The 255-nt window shown below is 69.4% G+C and carries 1 pseudogene; it reads right to left on the reverse strand.

The features are described from left to right. Positions 1-255: pseudogene (locus QSK37_RS51350) on the reverse strand (IS110 family transposase); the annotation flags it as partial.

Genomic DNA, 255 nt, shown 5'->3' on the forward strand with positions numbered 1-255 from the left:
CTGCGACATCGGGGCCGACGCCGTTGAGTTGAAGCAGGGTCGGGTTGATCGCGGTCACCAGAGGGTCGATGAGTTCGTCCAGGTCGGTGATCTCGGCGGTCAGTTGCTGGTGGCGACGGGCCAGGGCGCGCAAGGCGAGCATGACTGCGGTGGCCGGGTCGCCGGCGAGCGTGGGATCGGGGCGGGCCGTGGCGCAGACCTCGATCAACTCCCGGTTCTTCAGACCGCGTAGCCGGGCGCGTAGCTGGTCCGGTG

Origin of the sequence: Actinoallomurus iriomotensis (assembly GCF_030269445.1) — a bacterium.
GTDB lineage: Bacteria > Actinomycetota > Actinomycetes > Streptosporangiales > Streptosporangiaceae > Actinoallomurus > Actinoallomurus iriomotensis.